The organism is Lysinibacillus sp. FW12 (genome assembly GCF_050817245.1).
Lineage (GTDB): Bacteria > Bacillota > Bacilli > Bacillales_A > Planococcaceae > Lysinibacillus > Lysinibacillus irui.
This window is the reverse complement of record NZ_CP139094.1, coordinates 4,321,259-4,346,958: the sequence shown is the minus strand read 5'-3', so window position 1 is coordinate 4,346,958 and position 25,700 is coordinate 4,321,259. Positions and strand designations below refer to the sequence as shown.

Annotated in this window: 21 protein-coding genes; 16 read left to right on the top strand and 5 right to left on the bottom strand. The window is 37.4% G+C overall.

Going from position 1 to position 25,700, the window contains the following annotated elements:
* The first annotated feature begins 36 nt into the window (after positions 1 to 36).
* The 3 genes from SJW71_RS22185 (at position 37) to SJW71_RS22175 (ending at position 3,515) form a co-directional block, all read left to right on the top strand.
* Positions 37 to 1,338, top strand: a complete 1,302-nt coding sequence (locus SJW71_RS22185; protein ID WP_274795403.1) for an O-acetylhomoserine aminocarboxypropyltransferase/cysteine synthase family protein — start codon at positions 37 to 39, stop codon at positions 1,336 to 1,338.
* A 330-nt stretch (positions 1,339 to 1,668) separates the two neighbouring features.
* Complete coding sequence (locus tag SJW71_RS22180) at positions 1,669 to 2,055, top strand: hypothetical protein (RefSeq protein ID WP_341385480.1); 387 nt, start codon at positions 1,669 to 1,671, stop codon at positions 2,053 to 2,055.
* 473 nt (positions 2,056 to 2,528) lie between these two features.
* Positions 2,529 to 3,515: a homoserine dehydrogenase gene (locus SJW71_RS22175; protein ID WP_274797254.1), complete on the top strand. Its 987-nt coding sequence runs from the start codon at positions 2,529 to 2,531 to the stop codon at positions 3,513 to 3,515.
* A 66-nt stretch (positions 3,516 to 3,581) separates the two neighbouring features.
* Here the strand turns inward: SJW71_RS22175 and SJW71_RS22170 are convergent, their stop codons facing one another.
* Entirely contained in the window at positions 3,582 to 3,812 is a 231-nt protein-coding gene (locus tag SJW71_RS22170) for a DNA-binding protein (RefSeq protein ID WP_274795405.1), read from the bottom strand.
* 154 nt (positions 3,813 to 3,966) lie between these two features.
* On the opposite strand from SJW71_RS22170, the gene SJW71_RS22165 reads away from it, so the two are divergent.
* The 4 genes from SJW71_RS22165 to SJW71_RS22150 all read left to right on the top strand — a co-directional run bounded on the left by SJW71_RS22165 (position 3,967) and on the right by SJW71_RS22150 (position 7,953).
* Positions 3,967 to 4,830 (top strand): DMT family transporter, encoded by an 864-nt coding sequence (locus SJW71_RS22165; RefSeq protein WP_341385481.1) that lies wholly within the window; start codon positions 3,967 to 3,969, stop codon positions 4,828 to 4,830.
* A gap of 76 nt (positions 4,831 to 4,906) precedes the next feature.
* The gene (locus tag SJW71_RS22160; RefSeq protein ID WP_274795407.1) at positions 4,907 to 5,599 is read left to right on the top strand and encodes a response regulator transcription factor; all 693 of its coding nucleotides are present in this window, start codon (positions 4,907 to 4,909) and stop codon (positions 5,597 to 5,599) included.
* Entirely contained in the window at positions 5,577 to 5,732 is a 156-nt protein-coding gene (locus SJW71_RS22155; protein ID WP_274795408.1) for a hypothetical protein, read from the top strand. The genes SJW71_RS22160 and SJW71_RS22155 overlap by 23 nt, the downstream gene beginning before the upstream one ends.
* 16 nt (positions 5,733 to 5,748) lie before the next feature.
* Positions 5,749 to 7,953 carry a sensor histidine kinase gene (locus SJW71_RS22150; RefSeq protein ID WP_341385482.1) on the top strand — a complete coding sequence of 735 codons (2,205 nt, stop codon included), beginning with the start codon at positions 5,749 to 5,751 and terminating at the stop codon, positions 7,951 to 7,953.
* Between the two features lie 41 nt (positions 7,954 to 7,994).
* Here the strand turns inward: SJW71_RS22150 and SJW71_RS22145 are convergent, their stop codons facing one another.
* The gene (locus tag SJW71_RS22145) at positions 7,995 to 9,143 is read right to left on the bottom strand and encodes an acyl-CoA dehydrogenase family protein (RefSeq protein ID WP_274795410.1); all 1,149 of its coding nucleotides are present in this window, start codon (positions 9,141 to 9,143) and stop codon (positions 7,995 to 7,997) included.
* Positions 9,144 to 9,451: 308 nt separating this feature from the next.
* On the opposite strand from SJW71_RS22145, the gene SJW71_RS22140 reads away from it, so the two are divergent.
* The 3 genes from SJW71_RS22140 (at position 9,452) to SJW71_RS22130 (ending at position 12,830) form a co-directional block, all read left to right on the top strand.
* Complete coding sequence (locus SJW71_RS22140) at positions 9,452 to 10,531, top strand: metallophosphoesterase (RefSeq protein WP_274795411.1); 1,080 nt, start codon at positions 9,452 to 9,454, stop codon at positions 10,529 to 10,531.
* 104 nt (positions 10,532 to 10,635) lie between these two features.
* Positions 10,636 to 11,472, top strand: coding sequence for an undecaprenyl-diphosphate phosphatase (locus SJW71_RS22135; protein WP_396631729.1), 837 nt, complete (start codon positions 10,636 to 10,638; stop codon positions 11,470 to 11,472).
* Between the two features lie 395 nt (positions 11,473 to 11,867).
* Positions 11,868 to 12,830, top strand: a complete 963-nt coding sequence (locus SJW71_RS22130; RefSeq protein WP_274795412.1) for a 2-hydroxyacid dehydrogenase — start codon at positions 11,868 to 11,870, stop codon at positions 12,828 to 12,830.
* A 37-nt stretch (positions 12,831 to 12,867) separates the two neighbouring features.
* On the opposite strand, the gene SJW71_RS22125 is transcribed toward SJW71_RS22130, so the two are convergent.
* Entirely contained in the window at positions 12,868 to 13,668 is an 801-nt protein-coding gene (locus SJW71_RS22125; RefSeq protein WP_274795413.1) for a TIGR00266 family protein, read from the bottom strand.
* 598 nt (positions 13,669 to 14,266) lie between these two features.
* Between SJW71_RS22125 and SJW71_RS22120 the strand changes: the two genes are divergently transcribed.
* From SJW71_RS22120 to SJW71_RS22105, 4 genes are all read left to right on the top strand, one after another.
* Positions 14,267 to 15,745, top strand: a complete 1,479-nt coding sequence (locus SJW71_RS22120) for an aldehyde dehydrogenase family protein (RefSeq protein ID WP_322604848.1) — start codon at positions 14,267 to 14,269, stop codon at positions 15,743 to 15,745.
* Between the two features lie 26 nt (positions 15,746 to 15,771).
* The gene (locus tag SJW71_RS22115; RefSeq protein WP_274795415.1) at positions 15,772 to 16,944 is read left to right on the top strand and encodes a saccharopine dehydrogenase family protein; all 1,173 of its coding nucleotides are present in this window, start codon (positions 15,772 to 15,774) and stop codon (positions 16,942 to 16,944) included.
* Between the two features lie 9 nt (positions 16,945 to 16,953).
* Entirely contained in the window at positions 16,954 to 18,147 is a 1,194-nt protein-coding gene (locus SJW71_RS22110; protein ID WP_341385484.1) for an acyl-CoA dehydrogenase family protein, read from the top strand.
* 130 nt (positions 18,148 to 18,277) lie between these two features.
* Positions 18,278 to 20,386 (top strand): beta-propeller domain-containing protein, encoded by a 2,109-nt coding sequence (locus SJW71_RS22105; RefSeq protein WP_431811551.1) that lies wholly within the window; start codon positions 18,278 to 18,280, stop codon positions 20,384 to 20,386.
* 73 nt (positions 20,387 to 20,459) lie between these two features.
* Here the strand turns inward: SJW71_RS22105 and SJW71_RS22100 are convergent, their stop codons facing one another.
* A complete protein-coding gene (locus SJW71_RS22100; protein ID WP_274795419.1) occupies positions 20,460 to 21,869 on the bottom strand; it encodes a polysaccharide deacetylase family protein in 1,410 nt (469 codons plus the stop codon).
* A gap of 339 nt (positions 21,870 to 22,208) precedes the next feature.
* Between SJW71_RS22100 and SJW71_RS22095 the strand changes: the two genes are divergently transcribed.
* Together SJW71_RS22095 and SJW71_RS22090 are read left to right on the top strand one after the other, a co-directional pair.
* Positions 22,209 to 22,961, top strand: a complete 753-nt coding sequence (locus SJW71_RS22095) for a threonine/serine exporter family protein (RefSeq protein ID WP_431811550.1) — start codon at positions 22,209 to 22,211, stop codon at positions 22,959 to 22,961.
* Positions 22,962 to 22,982: 21 nt separating this feature from the next.
* Positions 22,983 to 23,450: a threonine/serine exporter family protein gene (locus SJW71_RS22090; protein WP_274797256.1), complete on the top strand. Its 468-nt coding sequence runs from the start codon at positions 22,983 to 22,985 to the stop codon at positions 23,448 to 23,450.
* A gap of 42 nt (positions 23,451 to 23,492) precedes the next feature.
* Here the strand turns inward: SJW71_RS22090 and SJW71_RS22085 are convergent, their stop codons facing one another.
* The gene (locus SJW71_RS22085) at positions 23,493 to 25,520 is read right to left on the bottom strand and encodes an EAL domain-containing protein (RefSeq protein ID WP_312505094.1); all 2,028 of its coding nucleotides are present in this window, start codon (positions 25,518 to 25,520) and stop codon (positions 23,493 to 23,495) included.
* Positions 25,521 to 25,700: the final 180 nt, after the last annotated feature.

Genomic DNA, 25,700 nt, shown 5'->3' with positions numbered 1-25,700 from the left:
TGCCATCGTAAAAAAATAACCATTTGGAGGTACACAATGACAAATTTTAAACCAGAAACATTGTTGTTACATGGTGGTCAAGAACCAGACCCAGTGACAGGATCTCGAACTGTTCCCATCTATCGCTCAACGGCATTCGTTTTTAAAGACACTGCTCATGCGCAACGTCTTTTTGCCTTAGAAGAAGCAGGGAACATTTACACACGCATTACAAATCCAACTGTTGATGTTTTTGAAAAACGTGTGGCTTTATTGGAAGGTGGAACAGCAGCAGTAGCACTTTCATCTGGTGCAGCGGCTATCGCATTTTCCATTTTAAACCTAGCTGGAGCTGGTGATGAAATTGTAGCAGCTAGTTCTTTATATGGCGGTACTTATAATTTATTTGCTAACACACTACCAAACTACGGTATTAATACAATTTTTGTAGATGAAACAAACCCAGACAATTTTAAGGCTGCAATTACCGATAAAACAAAAGCTATTTTTGCTGAAGTTTATGGTAATCCAAGCTTAAAGGTTTTAGATATTGAAGCGGTAGCTAAAATTGCACATGAGAATGGCTTACCATTAATTATTGATAGTACGTTTGCTTCTCCGTATGGCTCAACACCTATTGAATATGGTGCAGATGTTGTTGTTCATTCAGCCACTAAATGGATAGGTGGTCATGGTACAACTTTAGGTGGAGTAGTGGTAGATGCTGGTAAGTTTGATTGGACTAGCGGACGTTTTCCTGGTTTTACTGAGCCAGATGCTTCTTACCATGGCTTACGCTACGGCATTGATACGGCTTCAGCAGCTTTTGCTACGAAGCTACGCGTACAGCTATTACGTGATTTTGGTCCAACATTGAGCGCAGACGCAGCCTTTAATTTGTTACAAGGTTTAGAAACGCTTCATTTGCGTATCCCTAAACACAATGAAAATGCATTGGCAGTGGCTGAATATTTACAGAACCACCCATCTGTGGAGTATGTAAATTATAATGGCTTAGAAGATTTCCCAACACATGATTTAGCGAAAAAATATTTAAGAAATGGCTTCGGTTCAGTGCTCACATTTGGCATTAAAGGTGGACGTGAAGCCGGACGAAAGCTTATTGATAGCGTGAAGTTATTTTCACATGTAGCAAATGTAGGAGATGCCAAGTCATTAATTATTCATCCTGCCTCAACTACACATCAACAGCTCTCAGCAGATGAATTAGTTCAAGCTGGAGTAACCGAATCGCTTATTCGCTTATCCATCGGTTTAGAGGCAGTAGAGGACATTATTGCAGATCTAGAACAAGCGATTACGCAGGCAACAGCAACTGAACAAACAGTAAAAGCTTAAGTAAAAACATAAGGGAGAATGTTGTAGCGTTTACGTATTTTCTCATTCGATTTGCCTCATTTGGTAATACTTCTAACGTTACTACATCAGTCGAGTAAAGTCTCTGTTGATTATCAGAACCTTTTGAAAAATAATACCAAGTATTTTTATATGTATTATTGACTTAGTTAAATCCTTGTTATATACTAGGGAATAAGTTAAGGGTACGAAATTCTTGTTATAAAGGTAATGTTTTCATAAGTGCTCCCCCACTTTTGAATAGATGTGGGAGAGTAGTTACTTAGCCAGTAACTGCTCTTCCCAAAAACTGATGATAAAGGAGTGTTTGAAATGGGTAATATCTATAGTGCACAAAACATTGCATCCTATCTAATTTATGAGCTAAATGAAGGGCATGTTTTTGTCAATAATTCATCCATCCAACACCTCCTTGCATCGGTTGAAAGAAAATGGCAGCAAGTCTTTGGTCATACAGCATTTCAAGAGCATGTTGTTGCTGAAGAGGAGAGCTATACGATAAAGGAAGTTTTCGAAGCATATAAACATTACGGTGTAAGCCATATTCCACTTCCTGCGACAGAGTTTTACTTAAAGTATGGTACTTTTCAATTAGTGGAACGAACATATGCAGTCCCAAATTTTAAAGAAGAAGAAATTAGTCTTGTTCAACAAGCTTTAACACAATATCGATATCAGTTGCTTTCAAAAGCAAGTTGAACCCCCCTCATATATAAGCTCATTCTCTACTGCTACAGGGAATGAGTTTTTTCTTTAGAGGTCCTTAAAATAATAACAAGATTATAGGTGTCCAAGCATACATATATAATAGAAGAAAGACATTCATCTATTTAAATGTAAAGAGTCAATTTTTGTTCAAATCTTATGGATTAATCGAAAAAACGTATAATAAGGGGAATGAAACCGATTTCTTTTGCACGTCTAGAGAAAACAAATGTCCTTCCTAGAAAGATTTTTCTTGTGAAAAGTATGTATTTGCGATACAATTTTCTTTAAGTTAAATTTTGAATTGTTTGAATTTGTGTGTGTTGCTACACGTACTGAAATAGCAAAACTCATACGAAGAAGAGTTGACTAAAGCCTGCGGTGGGTGTCAAATGATCATGACACAACCCCATGGAGAAATTAGCTTTGATGAAACTGCGGAATGTAAGTTGGAGGGAATAACAAGAATGGCAACTATAAAGGCAGCGATTTTAGGATTTGGAACGGTAGGTCAGGGCATCTATCATATATTAAATGAAAAGCGAGAAGAGCTAAAAAATAAATTAGGTATTGAATTAGAAGTTGCGAAGATTTTAGTGACAGATGCTAGTCGTGAACGTGTGCCAGGAACAGCACATTTGATGACAACGAGCATAGATGATGTCTTAGCAGAACCAGGTATGCAGGTTGTGTTTGAAGCAATTGTAAATGAAGAGCCTGCATTCAGTTATTTAAAGCGAGCAGTTGAGCATAAATGCCATGTTATTACAGCCAACAAAGTGATGTTTGCTAAACGAGGTTTAGAGTTACAGGATCTTGCAAAGGCAAATGGTGTTTTTGTAGGCTATGAGGCAACTACTGCTGGTGGCGTACCTGTTATTAAAACAATGAAAAATATTTTACTTGTTAATGACGTAAGTCGTATACAAGGAGTCTTAAATGGCACATGTAATTATATTTTAACAAAAATGCGTGCACAGGGCTGGTCTTTCGAAACAGCTTTAAAAGAGGCACAGAGCTTAGGGTATGCTGAGGCAGATCCATATAATGATGTTTCTGGTCAGGATGCCTTTAAAAAATTAATGATTTTAAGTGCTTTGGCTTTTGGAGAACAGCCAGATTGGGCTGATGTAGAGGTCATTGGAATAGATAGTATCTCGGCTGAACAAGTACGTGAAGCGTGTGAAAATGGTTTGCGTTACCGCCATGTAGCTGAAGTGGAGAAACTGGCTGACGGTAAAATTATCGCTAAAGTTGGTCCACAACTTGTTGATAAAGAACATCCACTCTATCCAGTCGATGATGTGTTCAACGCAGTGGCATTAGAGACTAACTACATTGGCACATTAACATTAGTAGGTCCTGGAGCAGGAATGTATCCTACCGCTAGTGTCATGGTAGAAGATTATGCCGAGATTATTGGGAAAAGAGCAGGATTTGTTGTAACGATTTAAATTAACTTATTTCATTTAGAAGCCCACCATTCAACAATGTTTAAATTGTATGAATGGTGGGGTTTTTTAATCCTCGTCTTTCACATCAATATCCTCTGGAATAGGGGTAGATCGCCAAATTTCGATTTCCTCTTTAATTCGTTCCAGTTGTTTAAAATAAGTACTAAATTGACCGCTATTTATTAGTATTTGTTGTCCATCGTAAACTGAACGGATGCGCCCCTCATATACTAGACGCATTACTTGATCCTCAGGCATGCCAAGGTCAATAGCTGTCTCTGCAATTGTTTTATACATATGATTCGCTCCTTTTACAGTATTTATTATAACGTCCATTCAATAGAAAGCATACTGTGCTATATGAAAGATAAAATAAAATGGTAATTGTTTGATTTTGGATAAATATGTATTATAAATATCATGAAGTAATGAAGCGAGGATGATTGATAAAATGTTAAATCCATTGTTTGTATTACTTGCAGCCATTTTGTGGGGCATGACAGGTACGGCTCAATCGTTTTTAGATCAAGGAGTATCTCCGATTGCGGTGGCCACAATCCGTTCTGCCATTGGTGGCGGTCTATTATTAGCCATCGCTATTTTGTTACGAAAAATTGACCTCCGAAATTGGTCATGGAAATGGACGATTTTAGCTGCGGCTAGTATTGCCCTTTTCCAAGGACTTTTCTTCTCATCAATACGTCTAACAGGTGTTGCTATTGGAACAGTTGCAACAATTGGGAGTGCGCCAGTGTTTTCTGGTATTTTAGAATGGATCGTTTGGAAAACGCGGCCCACATTGATATGGGGTCTTGCTACACTTATGGCCATCATCGGATGTCTTTTATTATTTATGAGCAATGGGGATGAAATAGTTCATGCTGGTGGATTCGCCCTTGCGCTTTGTGCAGGCTTATCCTTTGCATTTTATACAAATATAAGTAAAAAATTAATGGCACAAGCAGATGCATTACCAGCAGTCGCTATGACATTTTCGGTTTGTACGTTGTTTTTACTCCCGTTTTCTTTAGAAAGTGGATTTGCTTGGCTAGTAAACATACACAATTTATGGACAATGCTGTTCATGGGAATCATGTGTACAAGCGTAGCGTATTTACTGTTTTTAAATGGTCTGCAGAAAATTAGTTCATCCACAGCCGTAACCCTTTCATTGGCAGAACCATTGACTGCGGCTATACTAGGTGTATTTTTGATTGGAGAACACTTAACTATAGTGTCCTGGCTTGGTGTAGCAATGCTATTAGGAGGTATTGTTGTTTTAACACTAGGTGGAAGAAAAAAACTAAAACCTTAAGAAAATCTTCATTTTTATAATAGCTGGTTTTTAAGATTTGAAAGGTAGACTTATATTTGAGAGCGAGGTGTATATCATGACGAAATTAACAGTTCTTGTTACAGATGACGATCAAGATATTCGTGATGGTATTGAAATCTATTTAAAAAATGAAGGCTATCATGTCATTAAAGCAGCAGATGGCTTAGATGCATTAAAAAAGCTAGAGAACAATGAAGTACATTTAATTATTTTAGATATTATGATGCCAAACATGGACGGAATAACGGCTACCTTTAAAATTAGAGAGGAGCGTAATATTCCAATTATTATGCTAAGTGCGAAGGCGGAGGATGGCGATAAAATCCATGGATTATCAGTTGGAGCTGATGATTATGTGACAAAGCCATTTCACCCATTAGAATTATTGGCACGGGTGAAATCGCAACTACGACGCTATGTTCAACTAGGGACGTATAGTGAAGGTGCTACAAAGGTAGAAATTGACGGACTTGTTCTTGATGAAGAGGCTAAAGAAGTCATATTAGAAGGAGAACCAGTTCGCCTTACCCCGATAGAATATAAAATTACAGAACTATTAATGAAAAATGCAGGGCGTGTTTTTTCGATTCGAGAAATTTATGAACGGGTTTGGAATGAGGAAGCGTACAATGCTGAAAATATTGTAGCTGTTCATATCCGGAAGATCCGAGAAAAAATCGAAGCAGATCCGAAAAATCCGCGCTATTTAAAGGTGGTATGGGGCGTTGGCTATAAAATGGAAAAATAAAATAGAGAAGTATATGACTATTGCAGGATTTATTGCAGGAGTTATTGGGCTTATTTATTTTGGGATTTATGCCTATCAAATCGTCGATTCTCGCTCCTCAGAGGTTTTACAATTGTTAGAAAGAATTTTTTAGAGGAGTGTAAAGAGGGATGATAAAAAAATGGAGATCTCTTTTCGTTTTAATGTGTTTAATCTGGACGATTTTCGGTATTTTTACATTTTGGCATGTAGGTTATCAGTATATTGGTAAATCATATTTCGATTCAGAAAATTTCCAGCATGAAATAGATAATTTCACTGCAGAATTAGGACCTTTAGTAATAAATGTACCGAAGGCAGAGGATTTAAAAAATAAAATAGAAATTACCCAAACTGAAATAGAGGATCATCGTAATTACTACGGCACATTGGGACAGCAAATCGATAATATTAAAGCACAATACGAACAGCGTATTCAGGAAGCTATAGATGCCAATGCAACTGAATTAAAGACTAAGCTAGAGACTGAACGCGATAATAAAATTAAAGATATTACAGCAAATTTTGAAGATGATGAGCATGTACGAAAGAAGATTCTTGCTGAAAAAGAAGTGCTCATTGATAAATATATTAAAGACGTACAAAGTGAAGCCAAAAACTTTGAAAAAAACTTTGACTATTGGTCTTATGAGTTGAAGAATACGGAAACAGGTAAAACATATCGTGCTGGTGATGTTACTGAAAGTAGTGCCTATAAAATAAAATATACGGAGCGAAATCCATTATATGCAGGTAACATAAGTAATAATTTCAGGGATACTTTTTACCGTACAGAAACATATGTAAATGTAGATGACCTTTATGAAACAACTGAATATACGGGTGTCTTAACGATTTCAAAAAAAGCAGTGCAAACATTAGGCGTTATGCAGGATTATAGTCGTTTTCATCGAAATCAATATACCTTCTTCTTAGTATGGCTCACTAGTATAGTAACAGCATTCTTTGTTTGGAGAGGACGTAAGGGTTTACTACAAACTGTCAAGGATATGAAGGAAAAAGAGATTTTAACTAAAGTTAAATTCGACTTTCAAGTTGTTTTAGTATTGATCACAGGATTTATATATCTTATTGCGTCTCAAGTTGTTTTTGAATCTATTGAATACACTTACGAATACAATTATCAACATAATTATGTGCGCTATATACTAGATCTTGCCTTTAAATTAGGTGTGTTATTTGTAATTGGCAGTGCCTTCTTTGTGCAGTTAATATGGTTGTATACAAGAGTAGATACTTTGAAAAAGCTAGAGGAAAATGTAAAATCGAGCTATTTATGGTCACTTGGGGATTCGATGACTGATTTATTTATCAACCGTTCGATTGCATTGCATTCAATTGTGATGCTCGCTGCAGCCTTCTTTGGTGGAGGTAGTCTTGTCGCTTCAATGTTAAGAGGAGGAGCTTTTCAAGTTCTTGTCCTTGGATTGTGTACGTTCGTAGGAGTTCCAGCATTAATCGTTTTTCTATCAAGAATGGGTTACCTAAATCGCATTATGAAGGATACGAAGGATATGGCTGAAGGACGGTTAAACCGTGATGTAAAGGTAAAAGGCAAATCACCGCTTGCTGGTCATGCGGAGAATCTTAACCATTTACGGGAAGGTGTTCGTACGTCAATGCACCAGCAGGCTAAAAGTGAACGGTTAAAAACAGAGCTAATTACCAATGTGAGTCATGATTTACGGACTCCTCTAACCTCTATTATTACGTATACGGATTTACTGAAAAACCCTACGATTACAGATGAAGAACGTCAGCAATATATTCATATTCTTGATAAAAAATCTGAACGTTTAAAAGTGTTGATTGAAGATCTCTTTGAAGTATCAAAAATGGCAAGCGGGAATATCGAGCTTCAACGAAGTCGTGTAGATTTGACACAGCTTATTCAGCAAGCGGTGGGAGAACATAAGGAAGATTTATCACAGTCACGTTTAGATTTACGAATGACGATGCCTCATGACCCTATTTATGCCTATGTGGATGGTCAAAAATGGTGGAGGCTTATTGATAATTTAATTGTTAATGTCTTGAAGTATGCGTTAGAAGGGACACGTGTATATGTAACGTTAAAACGTACGGCAGATGGTGACGCCGAATTCACAGTGAAAAATGTAGCGAAGTATGAAATTAGCGAAGATGCTGATGAATTATTTGAACGCTTTAAACGGGCAGATGCTTCACGACATACAGAAGGCTCTGGACTTGGATTAGCTATAGCACAGTCCATTGTTGATTTACACGGAGCTAGAATGACTATTGATGTCGATGGTGATTTATTTAAAGTAACAGTTCGTATTTCGGCAGTATAATGGGAAGATGGTGGCAGAGGTTTGCCACCATCTTCTTTATATTATAAGCCTAAATTTTTAGCGATAATAACTTTCATGACTTCATTTGTTCCAGCATAGATGGACATAACAGGAATATCTCTATACCTACGGGCAATTTTGTATTCCTCCATATATCCATAGCCGCCATGCAATTGCATACATTGTGTGGCAAGATTACGTGCATTTTCTGTTATCCAGTATTTTGCCATTGATACTTTAGTAACGACATCTTTACCTGCTATATGGTCTTCAATCAAAGATTCTAAAAACGCTTTGCCAAGCTCAATTTTAGTTGCCATTTCAGCTAGTTTAAATTGAGTATTTTGGAAGTCTCCAATTGTCTTACCAAAGGCTTGGCGCGATTTTACATAGTCAAGCGTTATGGCAAGCATATCCTCTGCGGCTGTTTGAGCAGCAATCGCTACCGCTAAACGCTCTTGTTGCAGTTTTTCCATCATATAGTGAAAACCTTTGCCTTCTTCTCCTAGTAGGTTTTTTACAGGCACTCGGCAATCTTCAAAATAGAGCTCTGCTGTATCTTGGGCATGCATGCCAACTTTTTCGAGTTGTCTTCCTTTTGTAAAGCCAGGAGTACCTTCTTCAATGACAAGTAGACTAATTCCACGATGCTTTTTCTCTGCCTGTGGATTTGTCTTCACTGCAACAACGACTAAGTTTGTATGAATTCCATTGGTAATGAAGGTTTTTTGACCATTCACTATGTAATGGTCACCATCGCGAATAGCTGTAGTTTGGATATTGGCTAGATCTGAACCTGTACCAGGCTCGGTCATCGCAATAGCTGTTATAGAGTCGCCTGTCACACATTTAGGTAACCAGCGAGACTTTTGGTCATGTGTACCATAGGCCTCGATATATGGTACAACAATATCATTATGCAGGCCCACTCCGATCAGGCTGGAGCCTATCCGTTCAAGCTCTTCTTGAATGATAACACCAAAGCTGAAATCCAGCCCCAGCCCTCCATATTGCTCTTCAACCTGTGGACAAAGATAGCCCATATCACCGAGCTTACGCCAAAATGAAAGAGGAATAAGATGATCCTTTTCCCATTGAGCATAATGTGGCTCTGCTTCTTCAGCTAAAAACTTACGAAAGGTTTTACGAAATAACTCATGCTCTGTTGTTTCAAATTTATAACGTGTCATTTGATATAGCACCCCTTTTTGATTCGTAAATGTGTAAATATTCTGTCTTATTGATCATGTTACTGGAAGATTTGTGAAAATAAAAGTAGCTTTTAGTGAGGAAGTGACGAAAATGTCATCTATATACAGTGAAATGTCATGTAATACGATAGAATTCAAATAAACGAAAAGATAAACTTATATTTGTAAGCAATTTAAAGTGGCTAGTTTCTATTTTCACTAGAAGATTATTCAAATGCTTCATGTAATAGGATTGTTAAGTAAAATGATATAATCGACTAAATATAGAGAAAGTAGAGGACGAAGTTATGCCAAAAGTAATCGGCGGTTTACTTTTAATTAGTGTTTATAGTGCGTTGACTTTCTATTTAGGGTGGGGAGTGAAGCAGTGGCTTGTAGCTATGGGGTGGTTCCGTTATCCAGTCCTATTTTGGTTACTATTATATATTGTGGCATTTAGTATTATAATCGGAAGGCTACATGAGTCTTTACGCTTCTTTTCGGTGATCAGCAATTATTGGATGTTTATCTTTGAGTATGGATTATTACTATGTTTAGTTGCACAATTGATTATTTGGTTAACACCCTTTAAAAATGTACAAATAATTGGTAGTATAGCAGTTGCTGTGCTATTAGTATTAGGTATCATTGGCTCTTATTTAGCCTATTCTCCAGTTGTTCGTCATTTAGAGATCGCGGTTGCAAAAAAAGACAGTGAGCTTCATTCAATGAGAGCTGTTGTGGCATCCGATTTTCATTTAGGGGTTTTATCGCATAAAAGGCATTTGCAACGCTTTGTTAGCTTAGCTAATGAAGCACAGCCAGATATTGTGTTGTTAGCTGGTGATATTGTGGATGATGATCCAAAATGGTTTGTACAAGAGGGAATGGCGGATGTCATGAAACAATTAAGGGCTACATATGGAACGTATGGTATACTAGGTAACCATGAGTATTATGGCAAAAAAATCCCTGAATTTATAAGAGAAATGGAAAATGCCAATGTAAAAATACTGCTAGATGAAACAATTCGTATAGAAAATGCGTTTATATTAACAGGGCAAGAAGACAGGACGAACAAAGAAAGAAAACCACTTGAAGATTTAAAGTCTACTGATAATTTACCTTGGCTTGTAATGAACCATACACCTGACGACTTGTTGACACCTTCGAAAATGGGTGTTGATTTACATATGTCAGGTCATACGCATAAGGGTCAGCTATGGCCGAATCAGTTTATAACAGCAAGAGTATTTGAACTGGATTATGGTTATAAGCTGAAGGAGCACATGCATACACTTGTTTCATCAGGATATGGCTTCTGGGGACCACCTATGCGAATTGGTAGTAGATCAGAACTGTGGGTAGTAGATATAAAATTTCAATAATAAGTTGAAATTTTGAATTGGACTACTTAGGCGAATTGGCAGTAGTATAGAAAAACGGAGTATTTTATAATAAGTGGGTATTTTATTAAAAAAGGTAAGGTGACATGGTGGAAATTATAGAGTTATTAAAAGCATTGATATTAGGCTTTGTTGAAGGTATGACAGAATTTGCACCAGTATCTTCTACAGGTCATATGATTATCGTAGATGATATGTGGTTAAAGACAGAAGAGTTTTTAGGAAAATATCCTGCGAATACATTTAAAATTGTAGTTCAACTTGGTTCTATATTAGCAGTTATCGTTGTTATGTGGAAACGTATGTTGAGCCTCATTGGCTTATACAATATAGATGGACAATCTAAATCTATGAATGGCCGTTTTAACTTATTGCATGTCATTGTTGGGATGCTACCTGCGGTTGTCTTAGGTTTTGCATTCAAGGATTTTATTGATGACCATCTTTTTAAAGTAGAGCATGTTATTTATGCATTGGTAGCTGGGGCAATTCTAATGATTGCGGCAGATAAATTGGCACCGAGAAAGCCAAAAGTAGATTCTCTAGATAAGATTTCATATGGATTGGCATTTAAAGTAGGGCTAGTACAATGTCTATCTTTATGGCCAGGTTTTTCCCGTTCAGGCGCAACAATTTCAGGTGGGGTACTATTCGGTATGAGTCACCGTGTTGCAGCTGATTTTACATTTATTATGGCAGTACCGATTATGGCAGGTGCTAGTCTAGTATCTGTTTTGAAAAACTGGGATACTTTATCAATGGACTATTTTGGATTCTATGCTGTCGGATTTATTAGTTCATTTGTCTTTGCATTATTATCGATCAAGTTCTTCTTAGCACTTATTTCAAAAGTGAAATTAATGCCTTTTGCGATTTATCGTTTAGTTTTAGCTGCTGTTCTTTGCGTAATCATTTTCATGTAAAGTTAAAAGTCACTCTTCTGTACAAGAAGGAGTGGCTTTTTTGCATGCCTTTTCTGAATACATCTTTTTGAAATGAATATCATTGGGTTCAAAGTACTTTTTGTGGTGTAATATGATAACTGTATCTTCTGAAGAATTAGAAAGGGTAACCAATCGCTTAAATTCAACAATCAGAGAGTTATAAAAATTAGCTATGCATACAATATATGCATAGCTTTTTAATACAAAGGTTTAGGATAGAATGATTTATTTCAAGGATAAACTAAATAAATAGGCTGATGCGGTAGCACGCCATTAGTATAGATAAACTGTAACTTATAAACCTCTAGAAAATGATTGTTTTAAGTGTTACGCTAAAGGCGAATTAGGGAAATGAGTAGAGGGGTGTTTGGAACATGAAAAAGAAATTATTTATAACACGGAAGTTTCCTACACATATTGTTGAGCCGTTACAGGAGTATTATGAAATCTCACAGTGGGAAGAAGAGGAGATTGTGATTCCACGTGACAAACTGCTAGCAGCTGTAACTGATTGTGAAGTGCTGTGGGTAACGATAGCAGATCAAGTAGATGAAGAGTTACTTTCTTACGCTCCAAATTTAAAACTAGTGACGAATTTGGCAGTTGGTTATAATAATATCGATGTTAAAGCTTTACGGAAAAAAGGAATTATGGCAACCAATACACCTGGTGTCTTAACCAATACGACTGCGGATTTAGTATTTGGTTTACTACTAGCTACTGCGAGAAGAATTCCGGAAAGTGAGAGGTATTTACGGGAAGGTAAATGGAAAAGCTGGTACCCCATGCAATTGGTTGGTAAGGATGTATCTGGAGCGACAATAGGAATTATCGGTATGGGCCGCATTGGACAAGCTGTTGCAAGACGTGCAAAAGGTTTTGAAATGAAGGTTCTATATAATAATCGTAGACGTCGTCACGAAGCGGAAGAAATGTACGGTTTTCAATATGTTTCATTGGAAGATCTTTTAAAGCAATCTGATTTTGTAGTGATCATGACACCTTATAATAGTGATACGGAAGGCCTTATTGGAGCACAAGAATTAGCTTTGATGAAGGATGATGCTGTATTAATAAACGCTTCCCGTGGTGGAATTATCGATGAGGCTGCACTATATGATGTTTTGAAAAATGGAAAGCTCTGGGCAGCAGGGCTTGATGTGTTTGAACAAGAGCCAATTGCGATGGATCATCCATTATTAACACTTCCGAATGTCGTTGCGCTACCACATATCGGTAGCGCGTCTTTAGAAACGAGAACAGCTATGTTAATGTTAAATGTGAAAGCCTTAATGGCATATGGGCAGGGCAAGGCAATTTCGAATCGAATCGATTAAAAATTGGAGCATATCACTGTGATATGCTCCATCTTTATTATCTATTAAATAAATCGAATATACCGCCGATACCGCCTTCGCCCTTAGACTGGCCGCCTCCGCCTTGTGAAATTGGCGCTGCTGCAAAGACACGACTTGCTAGACGGCTAAATGGTAATGATTGTACCCACACTGTTCCCGGGCCGCGTAATGTAGCAAAGAAGATTCCTTCGCCACCAAATAATGCTGTTTTTACGCCTCCAACCATTTCAATATCATAATCTACATTAGATGTCATTGCCACTAAACATCCTGTATCCACACGTAAAACTTCTCCTGGTTGTAACGTTTTTTCGTGAATTGCTCCACCTGCATGAACGAATGCCATGCCGTCACCCTCAAGCTTTTGCATAATGAAGCCTTCCCCACCGAAGAAGCCTACACCGATTTTTTTCTGAAATTCAACGCCAACAGATACACCTTTAGCTGCAGCTAGAAATGCATCCTTTTGACAAATGATCTTACCATTTAGTTGGCTTAAATCCATTGGTATAATTTTACCAGGGTATGGGGAAGCAAAATAAACATGTTTCTTACCTGAGCCAACATTTGTGAATGTCGTCATGAATAAGCTTTCACCTGTAATAAGTCGCTTTCCAGCACCTAGTAATTTCCCCATTAGACCACTTTGCTGGCCACCACTTGAACCATCGCCAAAAATAGTTTCCATATGGATAGAGTCATCCATCATCATTAATGCCCCTGCTTCTGCAACAACTGTTTCTTGTGGATCAAGCTCAACTTGCACATATTGCATGTCGTCACCAAATAACTTGTAGTCAATTTCATGATTATTCATAACGGAATTCCTCCAAAAGTAAATTTATTGATATTGTATACGATTATAAGACACAATGGTTTCAATTAGAAATTAAATATTTTAGAAAAAAAGGGAATTAACTAGAAAATGTCGAATATAAAAAACTAGAATGTGTATTATTTATTTTCATTTAACTAAGGGTGTTGTGAATATACATAACCTTAAAGACTTCTATTATTAGAAGTCATCCTCTCAATGGAGGGATTAAAGTTAAGTGGAAATAAGGCCTCTGGCAGTTGTCACTGATCATTATGTAAATAATAGTATTACAAGGTGCAATGTATATTGAAAATTCGGAATTTTGACATATTTTATCTTCGCACAGTGGAAAACACCTCCTCTGTGGATGGTGGATCACCGATGTAATAAGTCGATTTTTTCACTATGGATTTAGTCTGAAGATAAAGCTCTGGCAGAAGAATCGGATTTTCAAAGGAATTGTATAATAAGACAATTCAAAATCCGGACGTAATCGCCCAGGAAAACTAATTCTGTTTATATTTATAGACTCTGTACCTATGGAATACGACTGTTACAATAGCCGAGGCATCATAGAGTATTTCAGGGGGTGTATGTAGTGGAGATTAAAAACTATATCGGTGGTAAATGGGTCACACATTCACATTTACAAAGTATAGCAGTGACGAACCCTGCAAATGGTGAGCAGCTTGCAACTATACCACGCTCGACTTCAAATGAGGTAGATGAGGCAGTTGCTGCTGCTAAGCAAGCACAAAAAAGCTGGGCACTTATACCAGCACCAAAACGTGCAGACTATTTATATGCCATCGGTCAAAAAATGAAAGAAAAAAAGGAATATTTGGCGACCGTTTTAACAAAAGAGATGGGCAAGGTAATCGAAGAGGCTAGAGGAGAAGTGCAAGAAGGAATTGATATGGCTTACTATATGGCGGGTGAAGGTCGAAGATTGTTTGGTGAAACAACACCTTCTGAGCTTGCCAATAAATTTGCCATGAGTGTAAGAGCACCAATTGGTGTTGTTGCACTTATTACACCGTGGAATTTCCCAGTAGCAATTGCTACGTGGAAGTCATTTCCTGCCATCGTTGCGGGAAATACATTCATTTGGAAACCATCGAACGAAACACCAATGATGGCCTACGAAATGGGCAAAATTTTTGAAGAGGTAGGCTTGCCAGATGGTGTAGCTAATATTGTGTTTGGTACAGGTCCTACAGTAGGGACGGCTTTAATTGAACATCCTGACGTCAAGGTTATTTCCTTTACAGGTTCTACTACAACGGGTAGTAAAGTAGCTGAGCTTGGTGGCAAGCATTTAAAAAAGATTTCTTTAGAGATGGGTGGAAAAAATGCAGTCATTGTTATGAATGATGCTGATCTACAGCTAGCTACAGAAGGGATATTATGGAGTGCATTTGGTACTGCTGGACAAAGATGTACAGCATGTAGCCGAGTGATTGTGCATAAAGATGTAAAAGAACAATTAGAAAAGCGTCTCTTAGATGAAATGCAAAAGCTAACCATTGGGGACGGTTTAGATAAGGGCGTTAAAATAGGGCCAGTAATTAATAAAGCTGCACTGGAAAAAATAAATCACTATGTGCAAATAGGCAAACAAGAGGGTGCCACATTATTAGCAGGGGGCAGAATATTAAATGAACCACCTTACGATAAAGGATTCTATTATGAGCCAACACTGTTTACGAATGTGAAACCTGATATGATTATTGCCCAAGAAGAAATCTTTGGTCCAGTCGTTTCTTTGATTGAAGTGGCAAATTTAGAAGAAGCAATTGAAGTAAATAATGGCGTGAAATTTGGCTTATCAAGCTCAATTTTCTCGCAAGATGTGAATACAATTTTCCGCGCACAGCGTGACTTAGACACAGGTATTGTTTATGTAAATGCCGGCACAACAGGTGCTGAAATCCATTTACCTTTTGGAGGCACAAAAGGGACTGGAAATGGTCACCGTGATTCAGGTGTAGCAGCTCTGGATGTATACACAGAATGGAAGAGTATTTATGTAGACTACAGCGGTAAATTACAAAGAGCACAAATCGATACAGAGTAACAGATCAACGAAAGGGGATGTTCTTGATGAAAGTTGTTGTATTAGGTGCAGGTTTAATGGGTAAAGAGGTAGCTCGTGATTTAATAAAAAACGATAAAGTTGAGCGTGTGTATTTAGGGGATATCGATGTAAAAGTTGCACAGGATTTTGTAGACACACTAGATACAAATAAGGTTGAGGTTGTAGAGCTACACGCAGAACGTGACGATTCGTTAATGGACGTTATTTCGAAGGGTGATGTTGCCGTCAATGCATTGTTTTATTCGTTCAATGAGCGAGTAGCAAGAGCAGCCATTGAGGCAGGTGTACATTCCGTCGACTTAGGTGGTCATATCGGTGGCGTTACAGAGAAGATATTGGATCTACATGAGGAAGCCAAGGCAAAAGGTGTTACAATCATTCCTGACCTAGGTGTTGCTCCAGGCATGGTCAATATTCTAGCGGGGTACGGTGCCTCGAAATTAGATGAGGTCGAATCTATTAAACTATTTGTAGGTGGTATTCCAACTGAGCCAAAACCTCCACTCCATTATACACGTGTATTTTCTTTAGACGGCGTATTCGATCATTATACTGAGCCTTCCAAAACAATTCAGAAGGGCAAGCTTGAAGAAGTTCCATCCCTATCAGGCGTTGAACCTATTTATTTTGATGGTTTCGGTGTGCTTGAGGCATTTTATACATCTGGAGGCATCTCCACTTTGTATAAGACATTCCCAAATGTCCGCACACTAGAATATAAAACAATCCGCTATAAAGGCCATGCAGAGAAGTTTAAACTTTTAGCTGACTTAGGATTCCTTGATTCAGCAAATAAGGTAGAAGTGGATAATCAAGAAGTACCTGTCCGCGCAGTAGTACGAGAAGCACTTAAAAAGAAACTTGAACTGGGAACAAAACCAGATGCTGTACTATTACGTGTTATTGTAGCTGGTGAAAAAGCACAGCAACAAGTGACATATGAATATGAAATGGTTGTACGTAAGGATATGACCATCAATGAAACGGCAATGGCACGTGCAACCGCTAATACCATTTCGGTTGTAGCTCAAATGATTGGTGCAGGTGCTATTACAGAACATGGTGTATTCGCACCTGAAGCTATAGTGCCCGGTGCTACGTATATTGAAGAGATGGCTAAACGTGGCGTAGTGATTAAAGAGACATCTCATAAGTCTGCAATGATTGTGAAATGGTAGGTGCTAACCATGAACTTTGAAATGTCCAGTGAGCAAGAAATGCTACGAAAAACAGTAAGACAGTTTGTTGATGAGGAAATCATCCCCTATATTGCAAAATGGGACGCGGCAGGCGGCTTTGATGCTAAGATTTGGTCGAGACTTGCAGAACTTGGCTTAATGGGTGTTTGTGTACCTGAACAATATGGTGGAAGTGGTATGGATTATAACGCTCTTGCCATCGTTTGTGAAGAGCTTGAACGTGGAGATACGGCGTTTCGCACAGCCGTATCCGTCCATACAGGATTAAATAGCATGACCCTTATGCAGTGGGGGACTGAAGATCAAAAGCAGCGATACCTTGTTCCACAGGCAAAAGGTGTTCGTATTGGAGCATTTGGTCTTACAGAGCCAGGCGCTGGATCTGATGTAGCTGCTATGTCTACAACGGCTGTCCGTCATGGTGATCATTATGTCCTCAATGGACAAAAAACATGGATTTCCTTATGTGATATTGCAGATCACTTTATCGTTTTTGCTTATACAGACAAAGCGAAAAAACATCATGGTATTAGTGCCTTCATTGTAGAGCGTTCTATGGCTGGCTTTACATCAAAAGCGATTAAAGGTAAGTATGGTATTCGCGCTGGTAATACAGGCGAGCTCTTTTTTGAAGATTTACGTGTACCAATAGAAAACCGTCTTGGCGAAGAGGGTGAAGGTTTCAAAATTGCCATGTCTGCGTTAGATAATGGTCGTTTTACGGTAGCGGCTGGTGCAGTTGGTTTAATCCAAGCCTGTATAGAAGCTAGTGTGAAATACTGTCATGAACGAGAAACATTTGGCAAGCCGATAGGAGAGCACCAGCTCGTTGGGCGAATGCTTGCTAATATGGAAGCTGGCTATCAAATGAGCCGACTTCTTGTCTACCGCGTTGGAGAATTAAAAAACAAAGGTGTTCGAAATACAAGAGAGACATCTTTAGCAAAATGGCAGGCTTGTGATTTTGCTAATAAGGCTGCAGATGATGCGGTACAAATTCATGGTGCGTATGGTTATTCAGACGAATATCCTGTGGCTCGTTATTTACGAAACTCAAAAGCACCTGTTATTTATGAAGGAACGCGTGAGATTCATACCATTATGCAGGCTGATTATGTTTTAGGCAAACGTCTAGATAAGCCGTTAACTAAAATGTTGCCTAAATGGCCATTTGAAGAATAGAACGAGAGGGGAATTATTCCCTCTCGTCTTTTTTTTTGTGTGAAGCCCCTGTTAAAAAATTTCAGAAAAATGTAACTTTCCAACCTTTTGCTAGTCTAATTGATAAACAAGTATATGAAGGGAAGGATAAATGATGAAAAGTAAGTGGTTGGCAATTATGCTGATTGTCGTTCTAGCTATCGTGCCTGGCATTTTCACATGGACGATTACTACAGATGTTACTGCAAAGGCAGCAAGCACAAGTATGGCCGAGCAAAGCTGGCAAGCATCTTTTTCAGTTGCTTTAAAGAAAAACAAGATAACTAAAGACTATGTCTTTATTACAACAGAAAAAGGTCAAAAAGTACCCGCAACAATTGAATTGCTAGAAGATCAGAAAACATTAGTTGTAAAGAAATTAAAACCAGGTAATTATCAATTACATGTGAAGAAAGAAGCATTCTCACAGGGGGGATTAAATGTCTCATCACAAGTTATTCCATTCACCATTATAGAGACGTTAACTGCTGTAAAATCTGAAAAAGAACTACAACAATATTTCAAAAAACTGTTGTCGACTCAAAGAGTAGGAATTAGAGAGGAAGAAAAAGCAGATAGTGCGACTAGTTCAGCGGTTGAAGATAATGCAACAGCTAAAAACGAGTCTACGACCAATAATCAAGTAGAAGGGGTAGAAGAGGGTGATATTGTTGTCGTAAAAGAGGGCTTTATTTACAGTGCGAAAGATCAAAGCATCACAGTTGTGAATGCTAAAGACCCTAAAAATTTAAAATTGACTACGAGCATTAAACTGAAAGAATCACGATATATTTCTAAACTTGCATTATATGACAATTTATTAATTGTCATTGGGGATGAGTATATTGAAAAAGCAGGTACAGCCATGGTAACAGCCTCCTTTTATGATATTTCGAATCCAGGCAATCCAAAGCATGTACGAGATGTTGGGCAAGAGGGCTTTTTACAGGATATTCGCATTACGAAGGATACATTATATTTAATTGGTAATATGTATCCGAATTATTGGATGCTCCAAGAAGATGTAAAAGCAGATTTAAAACCTAAAACATTTGATAGTATGGTAGGCACAGCATACAAAAGTCTACCTTTAGAGAAAATCTCGATATTACCTAATACAATGGATGGTACTTATAGTTTAATTACAGCTGTTGATTTAAAAAATGGGGCTAAGACAACAGCCAATACAAAGGGGTATCTGGGTGGTAGTAGTGGTCTTTATATGTCGGAAAATGCTCTGTATTTAACGACTCCAATATATGAAAGCAATCATGCGGCTTCATCAGATAAACGTGCTATGGACATGATTTGGTTACCACGAGCAGCAGACACTCAAATTTTTAAGTGGAATGTAGATGGAACGACTTTGAACTTTGCTGGAAGTACGGAAGTAAAAGGAACCGTGTTAAATCAGTATTCAATGGATGAATACAAAGGCAATTTCCGAATCTTCACAACAGAGGGGAATACATGGGATGAGAAAAGTACTTCCTATAATCACCTCTTTATTTTAGATGAACATTTAAAAGCACTTGGTTCAGTGAAAGATATGGCACCTGGAGAAAAAATATATTCTGCACGTTTTATGGGGGAAAAAGCATATGTGGTGACATTTAAACAAGTAGATCCTCTGTTTGTCATCGATGTAGCCAACCCGAAAAAGCCTGCCGTACTTGGAGAATTGAAGATTCCTGGCTTTAGTAATTACCTGCATCCATTAGATGAGACACATTTAATTGGCATTGGTTATGATACAGAGCAACGCTATGATGCTTATACGAAACGTAATTTTACTGTGACAACGAATATGAAGATGTCACTTTTTGATGTATCAGACTACCGTAACCCGAAAGAGCAGTCGACCGTTAAAATTGGTGGGAAAGGGTCATACTCTGATGTCCAGTACAATCCAAAAGCACTTTTCCGTCATGAGCAATACAACTACTTTGGCTTCCCGGTAGTGCTGTATGAGGCAGGTAAAGGGGATGACATTGTTTACCAAGGTCATGGAGCTCAAATTTACGAAATTACTGCAGACAAAGGTATCGTATTAAAAGGGAATATTATCAATCGTTCTACGAATGAGCCATATGAAAATTGGGAGCAGGTTGTACAACGAGTTGTCTATATAGATGACGCATTGTATACAGTAGCGCGTAATGAGGTAAAGAGCTATCAATTAAATAACTTTAAGCCATTAGATACATTAACATTCAAATAGTAAGAAAAGTCCAATGAATCCCGTTAAAAATTCATTGGACTTTTTTAAATTTAATTGTTGGGAATAATACATCCTATTGGCGATAGGGCATAATCTCAGAAACTGTCACGAATTCATAGCCTTGCCCTTGTAAATAAGCTAACACCGCATCTAGTCCATCAGCAGTCGATTGATGAATATCATGCATTAGGACAATGGCATTATTGTGTAAATTATTTTTAATATTTGGCAGTAATTGCTGCGCATTGCGATGTTTCCAATCTAATGTATCAATTGTCCATAACACGACAGGAATAGGAATTTCAGCGTTAATCGTATCATTCGTTGCCCCATAAGGTGGCCTAAAAACTGTGGCACCGTGATTAATAGCTTTCTCGATTTCAGTAGCTGTAGAATTATACTCTTTCATTACTTGTTCTTGCGTAAGCTTTGTTAATACAGGGTGATTCCATGAATGGTTGCCTATTTCATGACCACGTGCAAGAACATCTCTGGCAATATCGGGATAATATTGTACACGACTACCGAGCATAAAGAAGGTAGCTTTTGCTTGGTACTTATCAAGGATATTTAATATTTGTTCTGTTACTTTTGGGTGGGGACCATCATCAAAAGTTAATGCTATACGCTTTTTATTGGGATCACCTGTAGGCGGTGGATTTGTTGGTTTTACATTTTCCATAGCGATTTGAAACTCTGAGGCTAACAATGGATTAATAAGCGAAAGGGGTAGTTTCACTATTGGGGCTCCGGCTGCTCCACTAGCAATCTCATATTCATCGAAATAGAATTTCAAGGAATCGTCGACAATAGCAAAACGGTTGAAGTTCGACCATTTCGGCTCCGTTGCTTTCAATAATTCATCAGGAAAAAGCGCATCCTTTATTTGGAGGTTTTTTTGCAAATCTTTCCGTACATTTGCTGCTAATGTTGTTAAGTTGTTCTCATCATTTTGCAAGAGTGTTTGGATCGAAATTTGCTCGCCAGTTTCGTTATCAATAAAGAATGTTTTCGTTGAAATTTCATGATTAGCTCCACCTAGGTACAGCATTTTTGTTAGCACAAAGGAATAATAATGCTCTCGGTATGGAAAAGTTTCCAGACTAATATTTAATTCACCCATCGCTGCCTTTTCTTTATTTTTTTTCATAGATCCTAGATAGTTTTCTTTTGAATCCGATATGTATTGTAATACGGCATCATTAAAAACTTCGTTATCTGTTTGAGGGTAGTGAATAGCAAAAGGTGTTCGTTTATCATTAGAAACGTCTGTAACAATTCGTATACCTGGAAACGCAGAACTTTCTGTTGTTAAATTACTATTTACCGATTCTGTATCGGTTTCTTTTGAAGCACTAATCTTTTGAAACTTAAATTCATCCTTTGAAAGGATAATAACAAGTATAATGGTTGTTAAAGTTACAATAAGGCCCAGTAATAAAAAATCAATTATTGGACCACGTCTTTTTCTGCGTTCCTGCATGGTATTGGGTACGCTCCCCTCTTTTTTATTTTCTATACAATCAGACGTGTCAGCCATTAAAAAAGTTATACAAATCTATAAACTTTTAGTGTAAATTTATAGAAATTAATTTACGCCAATTTTCCTTCTTCTAGGTAGTGAATAATATGTAGTTGTACTTCTTTTTAAGTGATTGTAAAATACCTACTGAAATAGAAGAACCCATGCTCAATAATTGTTAATCGATAATAAAATAAATTGAAAGAAAGCCAAAATTTAATACTGAAATTTTCAGTTGAGTTTTTATTGGCAGTTCGATAATATTGGCAAGGAACCTTTAGAAGGAGGCAGATAGCTGTAATGGTCATACAAGAAGCGGATATTGAACTTACAATTGACTGTTTGTTACTTGCAGGGCGTATTATGATTGAAAGTGGTGCAGAAACATACCGTGTGGAGGATACGATGCTGCGAATGGCACATTCTCAAAATATGCCGAATGCTCAATGTTATGCCACACCAACTGGAATCATTTTTTCGTTAGGCAAAACTCAGCCAACGAGAATTACATCAATTTCCAGCAGGATGACAGATTTGCAAAAAATAGCCTTGGTAAATTCAGTATCTCGGAGACTCACATCTCACATCATAACATTAGAAGAAGCTTATGACGAGCTAAAGTCGATACAAAAAACAAATTATTTTTTACCAACGTATTTACAAGTTATAGCAGCTGCACTTGCAAGCGGTTGTTTCCTTATTATGTTTAAGGGAGGATGGTCGGATTTCCCTGTAGCTTGTTTAGCGGGTGGGTTAGGTTTCCTAGTGCTTGTGATAATCAACCACTTAACAAGGGTTAAATTTTTCTCTGAATTTACGGCATCACTTGTTCTCGGCTTTGTTGCCTTCTTAGCAGTAAAGTATGGATATGGTAATGAATTGGATAAAATAATTATTAGTTCTGTCATGCCACTCGTACCAGGTATTTTGATAACCAATGCAGTTCGTGATTTAATGGCGGGGCATTTTATGTCAGGGATGGCAAAGGGAGCAGAGGCCTTTTTAACAGCCTTTGCCATCGGTGCAGCCATTGCCGTCACTCTAGGGTTTTAGGAGGCGGACAATATGGATATGATGGACATTATTATACAAATAATTGTAAGTTTTTTTGCGACTGCTGGAATTGCCATTATTTTTAACGTTCCTCGAAAAACACTCCTTCATTGTGGTCTTGTTGGAGTAATTGGCTGGATAATTTATTTTGTGTTAACAGAGCAAGGCATGGATGTTGTCAAAGCTTCTTTCTTTGGCTCGTTTGTCATTGCTATAGTGGCACATTTATATGCTCGCCGATTTAAAATACCGATGATTATCTTTATTGTAGGTGGAATTATACCGTTAGTGCCCGGGGGTATGGCTTATAATGCCATGAGAAATGTGGTAGAGGATGATTATTTACAAGGCTTACAATATGGCTTAAAGGCATTTTTAATTACAGGTGCGATAGTGATTGGACTTGTCTTTGCTGAAGTAATTATTCAACTTATTTTCCGTTCAGTTCGTTCAAGTAAGGTAAAATTACAAAAGGTCTATAAAAAGTAAAAGGAGGCTGCGTTTATTTTTCAACGCAGCCTCCTTATTCACTTATTTTTGCTTACTAAGTAAATCCTCAATTTCATCTGGTGTAACAGGCTTACTAATATAATACCCTTGAATTGCGTCACAGCCATAAGTAATTAATAAATCAGCTTGCTCAGCGGTTTCAACACCTTCCGCTACAACTTTCAGTTCCATAGATTTCCCTAGCTGTACCATACCGTGCATAAGCTTTTGGGTCTTTTCAGATTTTAATAGTGAATTCGTAAATGTTTGATCAATTTTCAAAGTATCTATTGGTAAAATTTGCATATATCTAAATGAACCATAGCCAGTTCCAAAATCATCTAAGATGAAGGAGATGCCTTCGTTTTCAAGCTTGCGCATTTGTTGTGCAATAGAAGTTGCAGCTTCGGCTTCTAAAGCAAATTTTTCGGTAATTTCAATTTGTAGTAGATTTGCCGGACAACCAGTTTTTGTGATCATTTCAAGAATGGATTTAGCCATATTTTTATCACGAAACTCTCGTACAGAAGAGTTAATTGATATTTTTAGATCATGTCCAGCTTTTTTCCAAAGCAATGCCTGCTCACAGGCTTTTTCGAGCATAAAGGAGCCAATGTTGTTAATCAGACCTGTTTCTTCTGCAATAGGAATTAACTCGTCAGGTGAAACAACCCCAATTATCTCGTCTTCCCAGCGTACGAGTGCTTCAACTGCTGTAATTTTCCCAGAATAAACATCAATTTGTGGTTGATAGAGTACCTTTAAATTCTTTTGATCTAGTGCTTGAAGTAAACGCTTTTCAATTAAAGCTTTACGATTTAAAGCTTTATGTGTTGCTGTTGATAAGGAAACAATTTTGTCTCCACCAGCTTCACGCACCGTAGAAATGGTAGCAATAGATGCTTTCATAAGCTGAGAGAATGTTGTTTGATCCTCTGGGTATCTTGTGATGCCACCACTAATAGAAATTGGTACTGCAATATTGCCGCTATAAATAGGATGCTGCTGTAAGTAGGATAAAAAGCCTTGAATAAACCACTCACTTAAAGGTGTGATGACAACAAAATCATTTTCATTTATTCGAGCCATCGTACTATCTTGGAAATACATTTTTATACGATTTGTAAATTCAATAATAAGGCTTTGCTCTATTTGTTGATCATGTAATTCTTTTAGCGTATAGAATTTATCAATACTTAAATAAACAAAAGAAAAGTGTCTTTCGTCATCAATCATAGTGGTAATTACTTTTTCAAGGCGATGCGCATTCATCAACCCTGTTTCTGTATCAATATAAGCGATTTTTTCCAATTGATGTTGGATGGTCTTCGATTTAGTAATATCCTTTTCAATTAAGAAAAATTGTTGTTCATTTGTTTCAAGATTAAAGGTAGGGATAGCTGTTAGCAGTACCCAATAAGATTGTCCCGTTTTTGTAATTTTTTCAACTTCCCCCTGCCACGTATGACCATTGTTTAAATTACGCCAAATAGTATTGCTAACTTTTTCACTTTCATCATTATCAGGGAACAATTGCCAAAATGTTTTACCGATAACACGCTTAGGTGTCCATTGGCTTGTTTTTAGAAATTCATTATTACATTCTAAGATAAAACCATCTTGATCGAGTGTTACAGTCATGAATGTAGCGTCTAAACCTTGCTTGAGATTTACAAATGTAGTGCAATCTGAAACAGCATTTGTCATTAATTCTGGTAGCATAAATATCATTAGAATAAAGCGCTCTCCTTCTTCTATAAAAGGCTTAGTAAGCAAAGCTGTCGTCAGTTCCATATTTGAGGTTGTCTGTACTGTAATTTTATCTAGATACGTGCTGTCCTCATTTTGTAAAATAGATTGAAATGTTTCTACAGGGAGCTGGCGTAGTAGATTTTCGTGTATAGATGGAGTAGTATTTCCTTTAACATCATTTACTGATAATTCAATCAGATGTTCAGCGCTCTTTCCCCAGATAGTCGCTTGTCCATCTTGATTGATGATAATTGCAGGAAAAGGAAGTGAATTTAAATAATGTTCATCAATCGTAAACGATTTATGCATGTGACTCATGATTATTCGATCTCCTTGGGTAATCAATATATACTAATATTATAGATAATTATCGGGAATTAGTCATTATGAATATAATTGTAAATATTTGATGATGAAAAAATATGGGTCTTTTCTCGTGAAATATATGAAAAGATTTGAAGAAAAATAACAGTTTTTAGTACGTTTATAGGAAGCAGG

Coding starts and splice junctions, on each gene's coding strand:
- SJW71_RS22175 (WP_274797254.1), top strand. CDS start 2,529: ATGGCAACTATAAAGGCAGCGATTTTAGGATTTGGAACGGTAGGTCAG.
- SJW71_RS22125 (WP_274795413.1), bottom strand. CDS start 13,668: ATGAATAATCATGAAATTGACTACAAGTTATTTGGTGACGACATGCAA.
- SJW71_RS22170 (WP_274795405.1), bottom strand. CDS start 3,812: ATGTATAAAACAATTGCAGAGACAGCTATTGACCTTGGCATGCCTGAG.
- SJW71_RS22185 (WP_274795403.1), top strand. CDS start 37: ATGACAAATTTTAAACCAGAAACATTGTTGTTACATGGTGGTCAAGAA.
- SJW71_RS22135 (WP_396631729.1), top strand. CDS start 10,636: ATGGTGGAAATTATAGAGTTATTAAAAGCATTGATATTAGGCTTTGTT.
- SJW71_RS22130 (WP_274795412.1), top strand. CDS start 11,868: ATGAAAAAGAAATTATTTATAACACGGAAGTTTCCTACACATATTGTT.
- SJW71_RS22090 (WP_274797256.1), top strand. CDS start 22,983: ATGGACATTATTATACAAATAATTGTAAGTTTTTTTGCGACTGCTGGA.
- SJW71_RS22110 (WP_341385484.1), top strand. CDS start 16,954: ATGAACTTTGAAATGTCCAGTGAGCAAGAAATGCTACGAAAAACAGTA.
- SJW71_RS22140 (WP_274795411.1), top strand. CDS start 9,452: ATGCCAAAAGTAATCGGCGGTTTACTTTTAATTAGTGTTTATAGTGCG.
- SJW71_RS22085 (WP_312505094.1), bottom strand. CDS start 25,520: ATGAGTCACATGCATAAATCGTTTACGATTGATGAACATTATTTAAAT.
- SJW71_RS22160 (WP_274795407.1), top strand. CDS start 4,907: ATGACGAAATTAACAGTTCTTGTTACAGATGACGATCAAGATATTCGT.
- SJW71_RS22105 (WP_431811551.1), top strand. CDS start 18,278: ATGATGAAAAGTAAGTGGTTGGCAATTATGCTGATTGTCGTTCTAGCT.
- SJW71_RS22165 (WP_341385481.1), top strand. CDS start 3,967: ATGTTAAATCCATTGTTTGTATTACTTGCAGCCATTTTGTGGGGCATG.
- SJW71_RS22145 (WP_274795410.1), bottom strand. CDS start 9,143: ATGACACGTTATAAATTTGAAACAACAGAGCATGAGTTATTTCGTAAA.
- SJW71_RS22100 (WP_274795419.1), bottom strand. CDS start 21,869: ATGCAGGAACGCAGAAAAAGACGTGGTCCAATAATTGATTTTTTATTA.
- SJW71_RS22150 (WP_341385482.1), top strand. CDS start 5,749: ATGATAAAAAAATGGAGATCTCTTTTCGTTTTAATGTGTTTAATCTGG.
- SJW71_RS22180 (WP_341385480.1), top strand. CDS start 1,669: ATGGGTAATATCTATAGTGCACAAAACATTGCATCCTATCTAATTTAT.
- SJW71_RS22115 (WP_274795415.1), top strand. CDS start 15,772: ATGAAAGTTGTTGTATTAGGTGCAGGTTTAATGGGTAAAGAGGTAGCT.
- SJW71_RS22095 (WP_431811550.1), top strand. CDS start 22,209: ATGGTCATACAAGAAGCGGATATTGAACTTACAATTGACTGTTTGTTA.